This is a genomic window from Pseudomonas sp. 300 (genome assembly GCF_055803035.1).
In genome coordinates this window covers 1,587,489-1,604,988 of record NZ_JAVLRV010000002.1, presented here as the reverse complement: position 1 = coordinate 1,604,988, position 17,500 = coordinate 1,587,489, and the positions used below count along the sequence as shown (strand labels likewise).

Genomic DNA, 17,500 nt, shown 5'->3' with positions numbered 1-17,500 from the left:
TTGCTTGCCCGGTGGGGCCGTGAAGCAAACTTAACCTTCGAGGTTGGCGCCTTGAAATCTTTTGTAGCATTAGCAGATATCAGCGTCATTAATAGAAGGATGCAGGCCCCATCAAACGGGGCCTGCGGCCTATTGACGCAGCAGGAACTTGAGGTCGCTCGGGGCATCCATCGGCAGTTTCTGCACGGTTTTACCCAGCAGACCGCTCTTGGCATCGCGCTCGACGACGACAATCTGGTTGCTCTTCTGATTGGCGATCAGCACGAACCTGCCACTCGGATCGAGGCTGAACTCGCGCGGGTGATCCCCTTCCACCGAACGGCGTTGCAGCTCTTTGAGGTGGCCGTTCGCGGGGTCGATGGCAAACACCAGCAACTGATTGGCGGTGCCACGGTTGCTGACATAGAGAAACTTGCCATCCTTTGATGCGTGCAACGCTGCGGCGGCTTTGTCCGACGTCGGTTGCCCGGCTGCCAGGTCGACCATCTGCGTTTGTTCAAGCTTGCCGTTGCGGTAATCGAACACCGCGACCTGCGCGCTCATTTCCATGGTCAGCCACGCGTGTTTGCCATCGGCGCTGAACAGCAAGTGCCGCGGCCCGCTGCCGGGCGGCAACTGGACCGACGCGGGCGTCGCCGCGGTCAACGGCAAGTTCGGGTTGGCCTTCGGATCGAAGCGATAGACAAAAATCTTGTCCGCGCCCAAATCATTGGAGAACACAAACTTGCCATCCGGCGAGGACACCGTCGAATGCACATGCGCCGACATCTGCCGCTCGGGGTTGACCCGGCTGGACGGATGACTGCTCATTTGCACCACGCTTTTGAGCGTGCCATCGGCGCCCACCGGCAACACCGCCAGCGTGCCGCCCGGGTCTTCAGCCACTGAATAGTTGCTGACGAACAGGTGGCTGGCATCGCCACTGAGGCTCGAATGGGTCGGTTCGTTGCCCAGGCTTTGGACCTGATTGATCAGGCTCAGTGCGTGGGTTTTGGCGTCGATCGCGTAACTGCTGACGCGCCCGACCGGGTCTTTCTGTCCCGGGCCGTTTTCGTTGACCACGAACAGGTGACGCTGATCCTTGGACAGGGTCAGCCAGGACGGGTTTTCGCTGTTGACCACTTGCGACGGTTTGGCGTCGATCAGCCCTGTGCCGCTGTCGAAATTCAGGCGATAAAGGCCTTGGCTTTGCCCTGCGGTGTAGGAGCCCACGAGCAATTGATAGTTGTCGGCGCAGGCGGCCTGAACACCCAGTACGCCAATGCTGCCGGCGATCAACAGCGGCCAGAGGTTACGCATCCCCTTGCTCGTCGTCTTCGTCGTCTTCGTCTTCGTTGTCGCCGCTGACGCCGTCGCCAAGGCAGACCAAGCGGTGTTCGCCGCCGTTGTCCCTGATCAGCCAGCTCTGCAAAGTCGGGTCGAAGGTTGCCGCTTGAATCTGCGCGGGGGTGAATTCCCAATGCAGCGCATTTCTACCATCGATGCATTCGATATGCAGATTGTCATCCTCATCGAGGGCGAATTCGAAGGCATGCAACCCGTCGATTTCCACCATTCCGCAGTGTTCGAGGGCGTTGAGCAGGGTGTCGGTTGGGGCAGTCATGGCAGTCAATCTTTGAAGGGGAAAGACGCAATGATAGCTCAATGAGAGAGCGATCCAGTGCCGGTCACAAAATGCGTGTACACCCCTAACAACTGTGGGAGCGAGCCTGCTCGCGATGGCGGTGTACCAGTCAAAGAATTGTCGACTGACACTCCACCATCGCGAGCAGGCTCGCTCCCACAGGGGGCTGCGTTTAGTTTTTAGATTGCGTCGCGCGAAGGTTGTCCATCCACCAACCGCTGAATGCGCAGCGGATTGCCATTCTTCAACGCCTCCGGCAGCAAGTTGTCGGGATAGTTCTGGAAGCACACTGGCCGCAGGAATCGATCAATCGCCAGCGTCCCCACCGACGTGCCACGCGCATCGGACGTGGCCGGGTACGGCCCGCCATGGACCATCGAATCGCAGACTTCCACCCCGGTCGGATAGCCGTTCAGCAGGATCCGCCCGACCTTTTGCTCGAGCAAGGCCGTCAACTCACCGAATTGCTCGAAGTCGGCCGGTTCACCAATGACAGTCGCCGTCAGTTGCCCGTGCAGGCCATTTAAAGCAGCGCTGAGTTGCGCCTGATCCGCCACTTCGACAAACACGGTGGTCGGGCCGAAGACTTCTTCCTGCAGCACGTCATCACCGTCGAGCAACAAACTGACATCGGCCTTGAACAGCTGCGGCTGCGCCTGATGGCCTTGCTGCGGGCTGCCGGCCAGATGCTCGATGCCGGGATGCGCGAGGAGTTTTTGCAGGCCTTGGCCATAACTGCTCAAGGTCCCGGCATTGAGCATCGTTTGCGCGGGCTGATCGTTGATCAACCCCGTCACGTGCTGCACAAACGCACTGAACTGCGCGGAGCGAATGCCGATCACCAGACCGGGGTTGGTGCAGAACTGGCCGCAGCCTTGTACCACTGACGCGGTCAGGTCGCGGGCCACGCTTTCAGCGCGAACGGCCAGGGCCTGGGGCAAGACGATCACCGGGTTGATGCTCGACATCTCGGCAAACACCGGGATCGGTTGTGGGCGCGCCGCCGCCATGTCGCACAACGCGCGGCCGCCCTTGAGCGAACCGGTGAAACCGACTGCCTGGATCGCCGGGTGCTTGACCAGCGCTTCGCCGACCCCGCCACCGTAGATCATGTTGAACACACCGGCCGGCATACCGGTTTTTTCTGCGGCGCGGAGAATGGCGTCGGCCACGAGCTCGGCCGTGGCCATGTGACCGCTGTGCGCCTTGAATACCACTGGGCATCCGGCAGCCAAGGCTGACGCGGTGTCGCCGCCGGCGGTGGAAAACGCCAACGGGAAGTTACTGGCCCCAAACACGGCGACCGGGCCGAGGCCGATGCGGTACTGGCGCAGGTCGGGACGTGGCAGCGGCTTGCGCTCTGGCAGGGCCTGATCGATCCGTGCACCGTAGAAATCACCGCGCCGCAGCACCTTGGCGAACAAGCGCATCTGGCCGCTGGTGCGACCACGCTCGCCTTGAATACGGGCGGCGGGCAACGCGGTTTCCCGGCAGACCAGGGCGACGAAATCATCGCCCAGCGCATCCAGCTCATCGGCAATCGCATCGAGAAATTGCGCGCGACGCTCGGCACTCAGGCTGCGGTAGGCCGGGTAAGCAGCAGCGGCTGCCTTCGCGGCGGCATCGACTTCTTCCGGCGTGGCCTGGAAGAAATCGTGAGGCAATACTTCGCCGGTGCTGGCATCAACGCTGTTGACGATGATCGTACCGACAGCGCTGCGCTGGCCGCCGATGTAGTTGTGACCGAGTAGCTGGGTCATGGGTTGCTCCTTAAAGAATGCCGATGGTGCCGGGTTCGAAGGCCGCTGCAACCGGCGCGATGCCGTTGATCAACGGCGCACCGAACTCGGCCTGACTGATCTCGAACACGTCACCCGGTTGGGTGCGAATGCCGTCGGCAAAGGACAGGGTCGCGGTGCCAAAGAAATGAATGTGCACGTCGCCCGGACGCAGGAACTGGCTGTATTTGAAATGGTGGTATTCGAGGTTTTCCAGGCTGTGGCACATGTTGGCCTCGCCGCTGAGAAACTCGTTCTGCCACAGCACTTCGCCGTCGCGCAAAATGCGGCTGGTGCCCGCCAGATGTTGGGGCAACTCACCCACCCGAAGTTCCGGCCCATAGCTGCAACTGCGCAGTTTGGAGTGCGCCAGATAGAGGTAGTTCTTGCGCTCCATGACGTGATCGGAAAACTCGTTGCCCACCGCATAACCGAGGCGATACGGCTTGCCGTCGTGGCCGATGACGTATAGACCGCTGAGTTCCGGCTCTTCACCCGCATCTTCGGCAAACGGCGGCAGCGGGAACGGTTTACCCGGACGCACGACGATGCTGCCGTCACCCTTATAGAACCATTCCGGTTGCACACCGGCCTGCCCCGCTGCCGGTTTGCCGCCCTCCACGCCCCATTTGAAGATGCGCATCGTGTCCGTCATCGCCGCTTCATCACCGGCCTGCTGATGCATCTTGTCCCGCGCCGAAGCACTGCCCAAATGAGTCAGGCCGGTGCCACTGACGAGCATGTGCGCCGGGTCCGGATGGTCCAGCGGTGGCAGGATGCGCAGCTGGGTCAGCAGCTCTGCATACTCGTGGCTGATGCCCAGGCCCAGGGCATTCACCTGTTGCTCAAGACTGACGCCCGCCTCGATCGCCGCCAACGCGAGATCGCGCACCGCGCGCGCGTCCTGCACTTCGCGTACCAGACTGCCCTCGACCACGCCAACCCGGCGCTCGCCGTTAATCAATTCGAATTGAACCAAACGCATGGATTTTCTCCTGTTTATTGAGAACACCACGGCCCCTGTGGGAGCGGGCTTGCCCGCGATAGCGATCTGTCTGACACATCGTTGGTGCATGTGCCGCCGTCATCGCGGGCAAGCCCGCTCCTGCAAGATCTGCGGTGATTACCTTATTTCCTGTCAGGTGCGGGTCGCGCCACGCGCGCTGGCGGCAAACTGGTCGGCGGGCAACACATGCTTGCGCTCCAGCACGCGGTAGACCACGCCCGTCAAAATCAACCCGAACACCATCACTCCCGAAAGGAAATACAGCCCCGAAGCCAGGTTCCCGGTGTATTCCTTCAGCGCGCCAATCACGAACGGACCGATGTAACCACCCAGGTTGCCCACCGAGTTGATCAGCGCGATCCCCGCCGCAGCACTGGCGCCGGCGAAGAAACGACCCGGTAACGTCCAGAACACCGCAGTGCAGGAAAACAGCGCGAAAGCCACCAGGCACAGCGCCGCCAGTTGCAGCACCGGCACCGTCAGCCAGGCACTGAGAAACAGGCCGATGGCACCCAACACATACAACACCGCCAGATGGCCGTAGCGATCATTCAAACGGTCGGAACTGCGCGGGATGATCAACAGACCGATGATCCCGAAGATGTACGGCACCGACGACACGAAGCCCGTCACCAGGTCAGTGCCACCGAACTGCTTGATCAGCGTCGGCAACCACAGGCCCAGGCCATAAATGCTCAAGGTCACTGGCAGATAAAACAGCGCCAGCAGCAACACGCGTTTGTCCTTGAGCGCATGCAACGGATTGCCGTGACGGGTCTGGCCGTACTCTTCAAGGTCCTTCTTCAACTCGCCGGCCAGCCAGTCTTTCTCGGGCTGATCCATCCATTTCACCTGTTGCGGACCATCCGGCAGCCAACGCAGCACCGGCCAGGTCAGCAGGATCGCCGGGGAACCGATGACGATGAACAGCCACTGCCAGCCGTGCAATCCAAGGATGCCGTCCATGCCGAGCAGGCCGCCGGACACCGGGCCGGTGATCAGCATGGCGATCGGTTGGGACAGGATGAACAGCCCGAGAATCTTGCCGCGATGGCGAACCGGGAACCACTGCGTGATGTAGTACAGAACGCCCGGGAAGAACCCGGCTTCGGCGGCGCCGAGTAGAAAGCGCATCACATAGAAGCTGTGCGGCCCCTGAACGAAGGCCATGCCGATGGTGATGGCGCCCCAGGTGACCATGATCCGCGCAAACCAGCGCCGCGCGCCGAAGCGTTCGAGCATCAGGTTGCTGGGGATTTCCAACAGGAAGTAGCCAATGAAGAACAGCCCGGCACCGAGGCCGTACGCCGCGTCGCCAATACCGATGTCGGCGCCCATGTGCAGCTTGGCGAAGCCTACGGCGGAGCGATCCACATAGGCGATCAGGTACAGCAGGATCAGGAAGGGAATCAGTTTCAGCGTGATGCGACGAATAAGCCGCAGTTCCTGGCTCATGAGATCGGTCTCCGATTGTTGTTGTTATAGAACCTCGGGGGACACCTCTCGCCAAAAATGCCAGGGCCTTCCCTCCGTTGAATCGGACTATATAGTAATACTATTTGAGCAACAACACTTCCAAACAGGGGAAATTGAGCTTATGTTACGCCTCAGCCCGAACAATATAGTCATACAATAAGAGAATCGATCATGTCTGATAAGAAACCCACCCTGCGCTCCGCCCAATGGTTTGGCACGGCCGACAAGAACGGCTTCATGTACCGCAGCTGGATGAAGAATCAGGGCATCGCCGACCACCAGTTCCACGGCAAACCGATCATCGGCATCTGCAACACCTGGTCGGAACTGACCCCGTGCAACGCGCATTTCCGCCAGATCGCCGACCACGTCAAACGTGGCGTGATCGAGGCTGGCGGTTTCCCGGTGGAATTTCCGGTGTTTTCCAACGGTGAATCGAACCTGCGTCCGACCGCCATGTTCACCCGCAACCTGACGAGCATGGACGTCGAAGAAGCCATTCGCGGTAACCCGATTGACGGCGTGGTGCTGCTGACCGGCTGCGACAAAACCACCCCGGCGCTGTTGATGGGCGCGGCCAGTTGCGATGTGCCGGCCATCGTCGTCACCGGTGGGCCGATGCTCAATGGCAAGCACAAGGGCCAGGACATTGGCTCGGGCACCGTGGTCTGGCAGCTCAGTGAACAAGTGAAAGCGGGCACCATTACCCTCGATGACTTCCTCGCGGCCGAAGGTGGCATGTCCCGCTCCGCCGGCACCTGTAACACCATGGGCACGGCCTCGACCATGGCTTGCATGGCCGAAGCGCTCGGCACTTCCCTGCCCCACAACGCGGCGATTCCAGCGGTCGATGCGCGTCGCTATGTGTTGGCGCACATGTCCGGCATGCGTGCGGTAGAAATGGTTCGCGAAGACTTGAAGCTGTCGAAAATCCTCACTAAAGAGGCCTTCGAAAACGCCATTCGAGTCAACGCGGCCATCGGTGGTTCGACCAATGCCGTGATTCACTTGAAAGCCATCGCTGGCCGCATCGGCGTGGACCTCGAGCTGGACGACTGGACCCGCATCGGTCGCGGCATGCCGACCATCGTCGACCTGCAACCGTCCGGGCGCTTCCTGATGGAAGAGTTCTACTACGCCGGCGGTTTGCCTGCGGTGCTGCGCCGCCTCGGTGAAGCCAATCTGATTCCGCATCCGAACGCCCTCACCGTCAATGGCAAGACGTTGGGCGAGAACACCAAGGACTCGCCGATTTACGGTCAGGACGAAGTGATCCGTACCCTCGACAACCCGATCCGCGCCGACGGTGGTATTTGCGTATTGCGCGGCAACCTGGCGCCACTGGGTGCCGTACTCAAACCGTCCGCCGCCAGCGCAGAACTGATGCAGCATCGCGGACGCGCCGTGGTGTTCGAGAACTTCGACATGTACAAGGCGCGGATCAACGATCCGGAACTGGACGTGGATGCCAACTCGATTCTGGTGATGAAAAACTGTGGGCCAAAGGGTTACCCAGGCATGGCCGAAGTCGGCAACATGGGCTTGCCGGCCAAACTGCTGGCCCAAGGCGTGACGGACATGGTGCGCATTTCCGATGCGCGCATGAGCGGCACCGCGTACGGCACGGTGGTGTTGCATGTGGCACCGGAAGCGGCAGCCGGCGGGCCTTTGGCAGCGGTGAAGGAAGGCGACTGGATCGAACTCGATTGCGCCAACGGGCGCTTGCACCTGGACATTCCGGACGCCGAACTGGCGGCGCGCATGGCCGATCTGCAACCACCGCAGCAGATGATCCTCGGTGGATACCGCCAGCTGTACATCGACCATGTGCTGCAGGCTGATCAAGGGTGCGACTTTGACTTCCTGGTCGGTTGCCGCGGGGCCGAAGTCCCCCGCCACTCTCACTAACCTCGCAAAACCCTGTGGGAGCGGGCTTGCCCGCGATTGCGGTGGATCAGTCGCCTTCAATGGTGAATGTGATGGACCCATCGCGGGCAAGCCCGCTCCCACATTTTGATCTTCATTGGACGCAGGACCGTGCTTGCTCGGGCGACCGTCCTCGCCGCGCCTGCTATCATGCGCGGCACCTCCATCGCACAGGATCGCGCCGTTCCCCATGGATTACCGCAAACCCTCCGACCGCAAAAGCATGCACTCGCGCATCGTCCAGGAACTGGGCATGCAGATCGTTTCCGGACGCTTCAAACCGGACGACAAGCTGCCCGCAGAAGCCCTGTTGTGCGAGGAATACGCGGTCAGCCGGCCGGTGCTGCGCGAAGCCACGCGTGTATTGGTCGCCAAAGGCCTGGTGTATTCCCGTCCGCGGGTCGGCACGGTGGTCAAGCAGCGCAAGGAATGGCACATGCTCGACCCGGATGTGCTGCACTGGCTGATGCAAAGCAGCCCGCAGAATCAGTTCTTCGATCTGCTGACCAGTGTGCGCAGCATCATCGAACCGGCTGCCGCAGCCCTCGCCGCGCAGTTCGCCACCGACGCGGACATCGCCTCCATCGGTGAAGCCTACCAACGCATGGAAGCCGCGCCGACCCCCGAAGCGCTGTTGCAACCGGACCTGGATTTCCACAGCCGCATCGCCGACGCAACGCACAACGATTTGCTAGCGAACCTGTGCAACATGCTGTCGGTAGCAATTGCCGAAGCGTTGAAGCATTCCAACCAGCGGCCGAACCTGCATGAATTGGCCTTGCCACGGCACAAGGCGATTCTCACGGCGATCGAAAATCGCGATGCGCTGGGTGCACGGCATGCGACGCTGGTGCAGCTGGATGATGCGCGCAGTGCGTTGAATGTGGTGCTGGGCACCGATCCTTCGTAAACCAACGCGATCCCTTGCAGGAGCCGGCCTCTACAATGGGTTGTGTGAATCTTCAGATGTAAAAAAGCCGCAACCCTGAGGTTGCGGCTTTTTCGTTTCCGGCCTGAAAACCTTCCTTGCCCCATCGAATCGAACAATGTGCGGTAACCCGCTACCGCACATCCCTTTCGATTAGGTTTTACGTTGAGCAACCACTCATGCAAAGGATTGCATCATGCCCACACCTGCATCACCGCCCGCCACCGCGAGCAACACAGACATCATCGCGCGGGCGGTTCACAACCGATTCAACACCCGACCGACATTGCGCTCGCAAACCGCCCGCATGCTCAAGGACGGCATTCTGGAAAAATACCCGCAACTGGCGTTCGACCCTGACCTGACCAAAGTCGCCCAACCGACCCCGGAGGGAGGCTGGCGGCTCACGCCGCTTATGGATTTGGTGCTTGAGTATCTCGCCAGCGGTACATTCCCGGATTTTAGCGAGCAATTCGGTCGCATCTGCTTTTTGACCAACCGTGCCCCTGCACGACTCGCCGTCAACAGCACCTCATCGCGGCGGCCTGAGCTGCAAGTGATCGCGGATGTCATCCGCGAGTTACCCGACATTCTCTACATCGGCGCTCAGGAATCATTGAAGGACTGCTGGAACGAAAAAGACCAGACCGGCGTCAGCCGCTGGCAATGGCTGGGGGATCTGCTCGCCGGCGTGCTGAAAACGTCCGCGACGCGTCTCGCGGAGACTAATGCGTCCCAGGCCGAGATTCTCCTGGAGTTGGCGCGCCAACCCGACAACCGTGAACGCCTTCAGCGACCCTGGGTCAAAGGTGCTATTGAAGCCTGTACGCTTCAAATCACGCTGAGCAGAGGTGAAGTGACGATCACGCTGCAGACGTCGGATATCCTGGTGATTTACGGTGATACCCATTTGTTGTGCAGCGTGACCGGCGACATCGAGTCGTTCCCGTCCAAGCAAGCCTTCGGTGCTGCATGGAATGCGCGGTTGCAGCAAGACTTCACGGCCGATTCCATCACCTGGAAACGTTTTGCACCGGACGGCAACATTTTTGATACCCAGGCAGCCCTGCTGCTGAACCAGCAACTGCAAGACCTGGAATCGCTGAAACTGCCCGCACGCCAGAGCCTGGCGGAACTTGAAAAACGTTTTGATGCAATCACCGATGTGGCTGCACGGTTTATCGGCAGCGACCACCACCCGATGCACCTTCAATCCCTGCAGGCGTCGATGCCCGAGTGGTTGCAGGGTGCGGGCGGCAGTGATCGCATGGCGTGGCGCAAATACACGTTATCGATGGCCAGCGCCAAACAACAGACACAGGGACGTTCGTTGCGCGACGGCGTCGTTGACCTTCGCACGTTCACCAGAAATGCACTGCATGAGCAAATGCTCAAAGACCAGCCCCTGGCCCCCGGCTACAAGTCCGATGAGCTGGAACTGACCTTTCATGTGCCCGTTGGCGACTTGGGCAGTGGCTACCTCGAACCAGTCCAGATGTCGCTGACCGATCTTGCGATCAAAAATCTCGCCGGCAAACCCAAAGGCCGGATGACCATCCGCCACACCGCAAACCAACTGATTCAAGACTGGACCACCGAGGCTTATTTACTGGAGCTGGTGAATCGAGTCGATGTCGGAAAACATTACCCCGAGTACTTAGAAGCGCAACTGCTTGGCGATAGTCCCGAGGCCAAGGAACGCCAGCGACTGTTCGGTCTTGAACTTAGCGTAGGTATGCCGCTGCGCGCCCTGGAACATTCGATCAAGGGTGAACACGGCTTCACTTTCCCGGGCTATCGATATGTCGATGCATTGTTCCAGCCGTTGGCTGCCGAGCGCGTCGTCGAGGAGCAGTCGATTGTCATCAGGCCTTTGGCATTTCAACGCAAGGCTGGCGCCACCTGTGATGTCGTCAGCAACATGTTCATCATCGAGCCCAAAGACCTGACGGCGGGCGGCCCGCATATTCTTTACCGACCGCTGTACCCGGATCCCCTGCACCAATACCCCAGCCGTCAGGACTTGCTGAGCGCCATTGCGCAAACCGGCCCTTTGCAAACCAGTGTGCTGACCTGGCTGCCGGATCGCGCACGGCCGATCTACGACAACAACGGGTTCATCGAACCCCACATTGTTCACTTTCATGCCGGCGACGAATTCTCACCACCGGATAAGCCGAAACCGGCGATTCTCGCAGGCGACGAAGCGGTCGGTGACTGGCTCACCGCGCTGGAAGAAGGTCGATTGCTGGCCAGTCTGTTCGTCAGCAATGCACGTGCACTGATTGATCTGGCAGACCGGCAATCGGTGTCGAATGCCGAGAGCCGTTGGGCGATCATCCTCGAGGGTGGCTGGCTGGTATTCAACAACGTGATTCTGCCGCTGTTACGCGGCCCCGCCATGGTCGTGGGCTGGATGCTGCAAATCGCCCACAGCCTGATCAACGATCTTCCCGCACTGGACAGTGATGACCCAAAGGCGCGGAACCAGGCATGGGTCGACGTGCTGTTGAACATTGGCCTGGTGGTTCTACATGTGGCCCGAGAGCAAGGTGCCCCGGCACTTTCCGACAGCACGGTGACGGAAATTCAGGGCCCCCTCGCCTCCCTGCGCCGTCCTTCACAGACATTCTCATGGCCCACCGAACCGACCATCACCGAGGACTCCCCGGGCCTGCCTTCCGAACCGCCGGGCAGTGGCAATACCCTGCTCGACTTCAACCTGTCGAGCGCTCGCGATTCGGCATCGGCCCGGTTGTTCAACACGTTGCGGGAACTCCAGGTGCCATGGCCGACACCTCTGCCAGCGCGCATTACAACCGGCACCTTCAAAGGCTTGTACCGGATTGGCAACACCTGGCACGCCACCGTCGCCGGCCTGCTGTTTCGCGTCAGTATCGTGCCCGGCTTCGGCGAAGTGTATTTGATTCACCCGGAACACCCGGATCATCCCGGCATCAAGCTCAAGACCGATGGCAATGGCCACTGGACCCTGGATCAGGGGTTGAAGCTGCTTGGCGGCGGGCGCAATGCGCGAATCAATGCCCAGCGAGAAATGACGCAACAACGCATCAGCCTGCTGCAACTCAATCGTCAGGAGTTCGTGGATCAACAAACGCGGGTGCAGAAGCGTGTCGACATCGCTGAGAACCTGATGCAGCTGAAAAAAAACGATCCTGCCAGCACCGAGCTCGATCGCGCCACGTATAGGCAACGCTTCGTTGATGAGCTGGACAAACAGACCGAAACCTACGCCACGCTATTGGCCGAGATCAGGGAATTGAGCGAATTGACCAAATCCGATCCCGATCCCCTGCAATTGTGCAACCTGTCAGAAAACCTCATCAACAACGCTCGCAAACGGGTCGTCATCCTTGACTGGGAGCGCGAAGCTATCGATAGCGAATACACGGACTTGAAAGACGGGATCAGGCATCTGCATGAAGCGATAATTCGCGAGGGCGACGTGGTACTGGATCGCTACTTTGAGTTCATGCGCAAAACCGCCGAAATCAACGAAACCATGATCAAGCTTTTTGAACAGGTAGACGGTCGGCTGCTGGAACTCAAGCAGATCCCTCGCCTGGGCATGGAGTACTGGAAGCGACTGACCAGCAACAGGCCCGAGAATGAAATGACGGCACTGCGAATCAAGAGCTATCAATTAAGCGTCTTGCGCCTGCTCAGCCTCAAGGCCCTCGGAAGCAATACCATGGGTGTGCTCGAACGCACCCTCAGCCCCCTGCTGTTGCTGTCTCGGTCCCATGCCGAACTGCAAACGGACCACACCTACATCAATAGCGATCGAATCGCCGTTCTGGATAACCTCGTCGATCAGTACAACAAGGCACAGGATGGTCTGGAAGCGATAGGCATTTTCAGTACCGATGAGCTGCAAACACACCCTTTCAATCGACTGCGCGAACTCATTGATCAGTTGCGTGTGGATGCCGAGCGACGTCTGGCGCAAGCGCTTCAACTGCAGCCACAACCGGAGGAACCGCCCGCGTCAGCATCCGGCTCCAGGCCGCCGGTGAAACGTCCTGATTCACGGCCCAGCCGCAAGCGGGTTATCAACACCGCCAAGGGCGCGTTTATCGGCGATCTTCGCCAACGGGTGGCCAACCAGGGAGGAGACATTGTCGACATCAACGACCCTTTCGAGGAAAAGCCACTGGCTTCGTTTCATGAACACGAGCCTAACGTCTGGGTAGAAGTTGTCGATGTCAGGCCCGTAACACCCAAGGCTCCACGCCCCTATCAGCAGGTCAAGGGCGATGCTCGCAAAGCCTTGGCCGATACCGATAAACACGTGCAAAAGATCGAGGGTTACGCGCAACGCGCCAGTTCTCCCAAGGAAATCGAAGAGCAACTGCAGCGCGAGGCACAAAAACTGATCGGGTACGCCGATAGCCTGGAACATCACGAAAGCCCGCCGGCCAACCGGGCTCCCGACGTTTCGCTGATCCACGGCCTGCGGGACAAGGCGCGCAACCTTTACACCCAGGCGAGTGACCTTCGTACTCGCATGACCCTCGCCCGGCCGCCCACTAGCGAGGGTGTGGAGTTCCTGCTGCGCAACAATGCGATTTTTGCGCGAATCATCGGCCAGCGGGTTCAGCTCAAAACCGGACGCAAGGATTTCATGCAGGAGTACGTCTTGTTGAATAAAGAAAATCAACCCTGGTGGTACGCACATTTTCACTACGCCAACGCAGAGGACGCCAAGGCTGACTACAGCCAGGCGCATCTGAAAACCAGGGAGCAACGTTTCGAAACCTACGAATCGGCCATGGCCAAGGCAAAAGATCCGAAGCAACAAATCGCCATTCATCATGGAATCATCAGCAAGGAACTGGCCAGCAGCGATTTCTTGCCGCTGCTACCGCGCTGAGCTGTTCAATCGCCCATAAAAAAGCCGCAACCCGTGTTGCGGCTTCTTGTTTTGCTTGAGGTTAGTGAGCAAACAACGAATTGCCCTTCTGTCCTGCCAGTTTCTCCGGCTTGATCAGGAACCGCGCCAGCGCTGGCAGCAGCCACAGCGCGCCGAACATGTTCCAGAGCAGCATGAAGGTCAGCATCAGGCCCATGTCGGCCTGGAACTTGATGGCCGAGAAGATCCAGGTGCACACGCCGATGGCCAGGCACAGACCGGTGAACAATACGGCTTTACCGGTGGACTTCAGCGTTTGGTAGTACGCCTCTTGCAACGGCAGACCGGCACGCAGGAAGCTTTCCAGACGGCTGTAGATGTAAATGCCGTAGTCCACGCCAATCCCCACACCCAATGCCACCACCGGCAAGGTCGCGACTTTCACGCCGATGCCCATGAAGGCCATCAGGGCGTTGCCGAGTACCGAGGTCAGCACCAGTGGCAAAACGATGCACAAGGTCGCCGCCCAGGAGCGGAAGGTGATCATGCACATGGTCGCGACGCAGATATAGACGAGGATCAGGATGGTCAGTTCGGATTCCTTGATCACCTCGTTGGTGGCCGCCTCGATGCCGGCGTTACCGGCGGCGAGGATGAATTCCAGGCCTTCCTTGTTGTTCTCCTTGGCGAAGTCCTGAACGGCATGGACCGCACGATCCAGCGTTGCAGCCTTGTGATCGTTGAGGAACACCAGCACCGGCGCCAGGGAGCAACTGTTGTTGTACAGGCCATCAGCCCGGGCGATGGAGTTGTTCAGCACGTCCGGGTTGCGCGACAGGGTTTCCCATTTCAGGTTGCCCTCGTTCATGCCCTTGATCATCTGCTTGGACACGGTCACCAGCGAGATCGCCGACTGCACGCCCTCGGTGTTCTGCATCTTCCACATCAGCTCGTCGATCGGCGCCATCGCTTCGTAGCGCGAGCAACCTTCGGACTTGGTCTTGACCATCACCACCAACACATCGGAACTGGTGGAGTAGTTGCTGATGATGAAGTTGTTGTCCTTGTTGTAGCGCGAATCCGGACGCAACTCTGGAGCACCCTGGTCGAGGTCGCCGATTTTCAGGTTCTGGCTGTACCAGAGGCCGCCACCGAAGGCCAACAGGGCCAGGACAATCGACACCGGGGCGACTTTCGGGCTGGCGAAGTTCGACAGCAGGCGCCAGAACGGGTGTTCGCGGTGCGCGTCTTTCTTGCTGCGCTCGACAGCGCGCTTGCTGATGCCGGCGTAGGAAATCGCCACCGGCAGCAGGATCAGGTTGGTAAATACAATCACCGCCACGCCAATGGATGCGCCGATGGCCAGCTCGCGAATCACGCCGATGTCGATGATCAGCAGCGTAATGAAGCCCACCGCATCCGCAAGGATCGCGATCATCCCCGGCAGGAACAATTGGCGAAAGGTGCGCCGCGCCGCAGTCAACGCGTTGTCGGCTTCACTGGACTGCAACGCGATGCCGTTGATCTTCTGTACGCCGTGGGAAATACCGATGGCGAAGATCAGGAACGGCACCAGCATCGAGTACGGATCCAGCCCGAAGCCGAAGAAGTGCATCAGGCCGAGCTGCCAGACCACCGCCACCAGCGTCGTGGTCAACACCGCCACGGTGCTGCGCATGCAGTTGGTGAACCAGTACAACAGAATCAGGGTGATGACGAAGGCGACACCGAAGAACATCACCACCATCACCAGACCATCAATCAGATCGCCGACTTTCTTGGCGAAACCGACGATGTGGATCTGCACGTTGGGGTTCTGTTTCTCGAACTTGTCGCGGATCTTTTCTTCCAGCTCGTGGGAGAACTTGCGGTAGTCCAGGGCCAGCAGCTTGCCCTGGTCCTGCGGGTCCGGGTAGGACTCCAGCAGCGGGATATCGACGATGCTCGACTTGAAATCGTTCGCCACCAGACGCCCGACCTGCCCGGACTTGAGCACGTTGTTGCGCAACAAATCGAGACTCTGCTGGGAGCCGTTGTAGCTCTGCGGGATCACTTCACCCCCGGCGAAGCCCTCCTCCGTCACCTCGGTCCAGCGTACGCTCGGACTCCACAGCGACTTGAGACCGGAACGGTCGACGCCGGAGATGTAGAACACTTCGTCGTTGATCTGACGCAGGGTCTCCATGTACTCCTTGGAAAAGATGTCGCCGTCGGTGGCTTCAACCGAAATGCGAACGGTGTTGCCCAGGTTCGCCAGATCGTTACGGTGCTCCATCATCTTTTGAATGAATGGATGCTCGAGCGGGATCATCTTTTCGAAACTGGTGGACGGCCGGATCAGCGTCGCCTGCCAGAACAGGAAAATACTGACCAACAGGCAGATCACAATCACTGCCGGGCGGTTGTTGAAAATCAGGCGCTCCAGAAACGTCGCCTTGTCTTGGTGATGGCTGCTCAAGGATGTCATAGACCCGCCTTCTTATTATTTGCCCGGCTCATTTGGACGACCCGTTTTTTCCATTCTCTGCGCCGGCGCCAGTTGGCGAGGTGACGCGAACGCCGCCCTGTCCTGCCAGAATCAGATTGCCGTTGCCTGCCGCGGTGACCGCCGAAACGGAAATGCGATCGGGACGGTTGAACACGCTGAAGGTTTCGCCGTTGTCGTTGCTGCGAATCACCGAGCCGCCGTTGCCGACGATCACGATCGAACCATCGTCAAGCAAGGTGGCGCCAGACAGACCGAACTCCAGCGCACCTCGGGTGGCTTTCAGCTCGACCGGCTCCCAGGTGCTGCCGAAATCGGTGGAGCGAAACAGGTTGCCGCGCAGACCGTAGGCCAGCAGCGTGTTGGCCTCGGCGGTGCCGATCACACCGAACAACGAGCCTTCGTATGGGCCTTCAAGCTTTTCCCAGGTCTGTCCCCAATCAGCGGAGCGGAACATGCTGCCCTGCTCGCCGACGATGAACAGCCCGGCATCCTTGACCGCGGCGATGCCGTTGAGGTGGTACTGGTCTTCGTTGTCCAGGCGATCGCTGACGTCTTCCCAGTTCTTGCCGCCGTCGGTGGTGGCCAGCAACGCGCCGTAAGCGCCTACGGCAAAGCCGCTGTTGGCGTCCTGGAACCAGACGTCGAGCAGCGGCGATTCGCGTTTAAGGTCTTCGTATTGTTTGGTCCAGGTGACGCCGCCGTCCTCGCTGGCGAGGATCTGTGCATCATGGCCGACGGCCCAGCCGTGTTGGTCATCGACAAAAAACACCGAGGTCAGCAGTGCACGGGTCGGCACCTTGGCCTGGGTCCAGGTTGCCCCTTGGTCATCGGAATAAAGAATGTGCCCGCGATCGCCGACCGCCACCAGGCGCTTGCCGGCGTGCACGACGTCGAGCATCAGGCTTTTGCTGGCCTTGGCGGATTCAACGGAATAGACAACGTCGGTGGCTGGCGCCGCAGCGGCCAGCGCAGGTGCCGACAACACGGCACAGCCCAACAGCGAGAGCGCTGTAGCCAGCAATGCGAATTTGCGCAGTGCCGGCGGGCGGCAGATACCCACACCCATGACAGGCTCACTCATAGACCTTCCCCCATTATTATTGTTAGGTCGTTCAACCTTTCAGGGCGCCGTTAGGGGTGCTCGCTGGGATTGAGTCGTTAGGAGCATAGTCCTGAAACCCGCAATCCAGAGCCCCTTCGGAAGCTGGCTTATCCTATCGGTGTTTGGAAAGGTCTGACAATCGACGCCACGTTATGTTTTGTTAACCTGGGGGGATGGGGGCAGGCTGAATGGTGGGGTATCAGGTAGGGTGATTGGTCTTGTCGGTTGGTGGTTGGTGTCCATAACCGTTGCTGCGGGGCTGCCTACCGGCCGGCCTGTCGTTTGAAGCGTTCGCGTTC

At 59.7% G+C, this 17,500-nt stretch carries 10 protein-coding genes; 3 read left to right on the top strand and 7 right to left on the bottom strand.

The features are described from left to right. Window positions 1–129: 129 nt before the first annotated feature. The 5 genes from Q7W83_RS13935 to Q7W83_RS13915 all read right to left on the bottom strand — a co-directional run bounded on the left by Q7W83_RS13935 (window position 130) and on the right by Q7W83_RS13915 (window position 5,863). Window positions 130–1,299: a lactonase family protein gene (locus tag Q7W83_RS13935; RefSeq protein ID WP_458377482.1), complete on the bottom strand. Its 1,170-nt coding sequence runs from the start codon at window positions 1,297–1,299 to the stop codon at window positions 130–132. Beyond that, window positions 1,292–1,603 (bottom strand): DUF5629 family protein, encoded by a 312-nt coding sequence (locus Q7W83_RS13930; protein ID WP_458377483.1) that lies wholly within the window; start codon window positions 1,601–1,603, stop codon window positions 1,292–1,294. The genes Q7W83_RS13935 and Q7W83_RS13930 overlap by 8 nt, the downstream gene beginning before the upstream one ends. A gap of 200 nt (window positions 1,604–1,803) precedes the next feature. Continuing rightward, window positions 1,804–3,384 carry an aldehyde dehydrogenase (NADP(+)) gene (locus tag Q7W83_RS13925; protein WP_473656205.1) on the bottom strand — a complete coding sequence of 527 codons (1,581 nt, stop codon included), beginning with the start codon at window positions 3,382–3,384 and terminating at the stop codon, window positions 1,804–1,806. Window positions 3,385–3,394: 10 nt separating this feature from the next. Then, a complete protein-coding gene (gene araD1 / locus Q7W83_RS13920; protein ID WP_473656204.1) occupies window positions 3,395–4,387 on the bottom strand; it encodes an AraD1 family protein in 993 nt (330 codons plus the stop codon). Between the two features lie 153 nt (window positions 4,388–4,540). After that, on the bottom strand, window positions 4,541–5,863 hold the full coding sequence (locus Q7W83_RS13915) for an MFS transporter (protein ID WP_150630586.1): 1,323 nt from the start codon (window positions 5,861–5,863) through the stop codon (window positions 4,541–4,543). Between the two features lie 192 nt (window positions 5,864–6,055). Between Q7W83_RS13915 and Q7W83_RS13910 the strand changes: the two genes are divergently transcribed. The 3 genes from Q7W83_RS13910 to Q7W83_RS13900 all read left to right on the top strand — a co-directional run bounded on the left by Q7W83_RS13910 (window position 6,056) and on the right by Q7W83_RS13900 (window position 13,632). Further along, the gene (locus tag Q7W83_RS13910; RefSeq protein WP_150630585.1) at window positions 6,056–7,792 is read left to right on the top strand and encodes an IlvD/Edd family dehydratase; all 1,737 of its coding nucleotides are present in this window, start codon (window positions 6,056–6,058) and stop codon (window positions 7,790–7,792) included. Window positions 7,793–8,000: 208 nt separating this feature from the next. After that, on the top strand, window positions 8,001–8,720 hold the full coding sequence (locus tag Q7W83_RS13905) for a FadR/GntR family transcriptional regulator (RefSeq protein WP_084320617.1): 720 nt from the start codon (window positions 8,001–8,003) through the stop codon (window positions 8,718–8,720). Window positions 8,721–8,934: 214 nt separating this feature from the next. Then, on the top strand, window positions 8,935–13,632 hold the full coding sequence (locus Q7W83_RS13900) for a dermonecrotic toxin domain-containing protein (RefSeq protein WP_473656203.1): 4,698 nt from the start codon (window positions 8,935–8,937) through the stop codon (window positions 13,630–13,632). Window positions 13,633–13,693: 61 nt separating this feature from the next. On the opposite strand, the gene Q7W83_RS13895 is transcribed toward Q7W83_RS13900, so the two are convergent. Continuing rightward, window positions 13,694–16,078 carry an efflux RND transporter permease subunit gene (locus Q7W83_RS13895; protein ID WP_150630583.1) on the bottom strand — a complete coding sequence of 795 codons (2,385 nt, stop codon included), beginning with the start codon at window positions 16,076–16,078 and terminating at the stop codon, window positions 13,694–13,696. Between the two features lie 28 nt (window positions 16,079–16,106). Next, window positions 16,107–17,180, bottom strand: a complete 1,074-nt coding sequence (locus Q7W83_RS13890) for a WD40/YVTN/BNR-like repeat-containing protein (protein ID WP_150630582.1) — start codon at window positions 17,178–17,180, stop codon at window positions 16,107–16,109. Window positions 17,181–17,500: the final 320 nt, after the last annotated feature.

What these genes read in the sequence shown, in the direction of transcription:
- Q7W83_RS13890 (WP_150630582.1), bottom strand. Translation starts at nt 17,180, where the DNA reads ATGAGTGAGCCTGTCATGGGTGTGGGTATCTGCCGCCCGCCGGCACTG.
- Q7W83_RS13935 (WP_458377482.1), bottom strand. Translation starts at nt 1,299, where the DNA reads ATGCGTAACCTCTGGCCGCTGTTGATCGCCGGCAGCATTGGCGTACTG.
- Q7W83_RS13925 (WP_473656205.1), bottom strand. Translation starts at nt 3,384, where the DNA reads ATGACCCAGCTACTCGGTCACAACTACATCGGCGGCCAGCGCAGCGCT.
- araD1 (WP_473656204.1), bottom strand. Translation starts at nt 4,387, where the DNA reads ATGCGTTTGGTTCAATTCGAATTGATTAACGGCGAGCGCCGGGTTGGC.
- Q7W83_RS13895 (WP_150630583.1), bottom strand. Translation starts at nt 16,078, where the DNA reads ATGACATCCTTGAGCAGCCATCACCAAGACAAGGCGACGTTTCTGGAG.
- Q7W83_RS13900 (WP_473656203.1), top strand. Translation starts at nt 8,935, where the DNA reads ATGCCCACACCTGCATCACCGCCCGCCACCGCGAGCAACACAGACATC.
- Q7W83_RS13930 (WP_458377483.1), bottom strand. Translation starts at nt 1,603, where the DNA reads ATGACTGCCCCAACCGACACCCTGCTCAACGCCCTCGAACACTGCGGA.
- Q7W83_RS13910 (WP_150630585.1), top strand. Translation starts at nt 6,056, where the DNA reads ATGTCTGATAAGAAACCCACCCTGCGCTCCGCCCAATGGTTTGGCACG.
- Q7W83_RS13905 (WP_084320617.1), top strand. Translation starts at nt 8,001, where the DNA reads ATGGATTACCGCAAACCCTCCGACCGCAAAAGCATGCACTCGCGCATC.
- Q7W83_RS13915 (WP_150630586.1), bottom strand. Translation starts at nt 5,863, where the DNA reads ATGAGCCAGGAACTGCGGCTTATTCGTCGCATCACGCTGAAACTGATT.